Source organism: Streptococcus oralis (assembly GCF_001578945.1).
Lineage (GTDB): Bacteria > Bacillota > Bacilli > Lactobacillales > Streptococcaceae > Streptococcus > Streptococcus oralis_Q.
On the sequence record NZ_KQ969564.1, the window covers coordinates 1 to 1,452 of the forward strand.

Sequence of the window (1,452 nt, forward strand, 5' to 3'; positions counted from 1 at the left end):
TGCCATTCTTATTCTTGTTTCTTTTCTTCAGCTTTTTCTTCCTGTTTTTTCTTCTCTGCTTCTTTAGCTTCTTGTTTGGCCTTTTCCTCAGCTTCTTCTAAACGTTTATCAGCCAGACTAGTGCTATAAATTCCTGCCTCCATATCGATGAAGCTCGGTTCTGCTAACTGTGGCTTGATTTTGCTGTAATAAGGCAATTTCTTACTCAATTCTGACAAGGGAACCAAGATTTCATCTATATCCAGCATAGTGATTTTTAAAAGATCAGCAGTTGCCTTACTTGGGGCTAGTTCGATCTTCTGGATCTGACTCTTTATGTCCTCACCGATGCTAGAAAGACCCGTCATCAAATCCTTCACCTGCTGCTCATCGTTAAAGGTGACTGTTAGGTAGGTCTCAGGCAGGTTCAAAAGGTTGACAGGGCTTGAGTCAATTGTTCCACTAGACAGAATAGGATAATGTTCTTCACCAGAAACATAATAACCGACAATATCAAATTCCTTAACCTCAATCGTAAAGTTAGTCGGAAATTGATAGTTAATCTTCGCTGATTCTATCCAATGGTTGGACTTGATTCGCTCAGCGTATGTTTCCTTATCCAACAATAGAGCTAAGGTATAGTCGCTATCTTGAATTCCAGAAGCCTGTTTGATGTCATCCGCCTGCGTGTTACTATTTCCCTTAACCTCGATATTTTTGATGGTCGAGAGTGGAGTCAAGAGATAGACTGAAAGAAGGAGGACCAGGACACTGGGTACCAAGATACTCACAGCTCGCCAAATATGAACAGGCGCAATTTTAGGCTTGGCAGGTTTTTCTGGTTTTTCTTTTTTCTTCTTCTCTTTTTCTTCTTTGACTTTCAGGTCATCCTTTTGAGATTTTTCTTCTTTTTCGGATGGTTCCTCGCTTGTTCTTGAGGTTCCCTCGTCTGACTCACTCGGTGATTTCTTAGATTCCTCCAGTAGTTTCGAGTTGGCTTCCTTTCGAGCTTGTTTTTCCTTTTCTTTCTCCTCAGCTAGGGCAGCTTCTTCCTCAGCCTTCTTTTTCAGGTATTCCTGGTTTCGTTTCTGCCATTCAGACAATTCTTTCTTGGGGTTTGATTCTTTGTTCTTATCCTTTGACATTGATATTCCTTATGCTAGGTCTTTTCTTAGTAGATCGTAAAAATCTGCAAGAGATTTCAATTCAGTCGAAGCTTTCATGCTAGCTTGGTATTGGTCCTTGTGACTAAGCAAGTGACTGAGTTTCTCCTCCAAGCTTTCCAAGGTCAAGTCACTTTCTTGAAGTTCTTCTGCATAGCCCTTCTGTACAAAGTAAGCCGCATTTTCAATCTGGTCTCCTCGACTTGCTTCACGTCCCAATGGTACGATGAGATGGAGTTTCGCCATGGCCAAGAGCTCGAAAATCGTATTAGCACCGCCACGCGTCACCACCACATCTGCCAGCTCCATC

At 42.0% G+C, this 1,452-nt stretch carries 2 protein-coding genes; both read right to left on the bottom strand.

Annotated features, from left to right (window positions below; translation table 11 throughout):
• Positions 1-8: 8 nt before the first annotated feature.
• Positions 9-1,124 carry a cell division protein FtsQ/DivIB gene (locus SORDD16_RS09680; protein WP_061453277.1) on the bottom strand — a complete coding sequence of 372 codons (1,116 nt, stop codon included), beginning with the start codon at positions 1,122-1,124 and terminating at the stop codon, positions 9-11.
• 9 nt (positions 1,125-1,133) lie between these two features.
• Positions 1,134-1,452: glycosyltransferase (locus SORDD16_RS09685; protein WP_061453278.1), on the bottom strand; the 319-nt coding region annotated here is incomplete at its 5' end.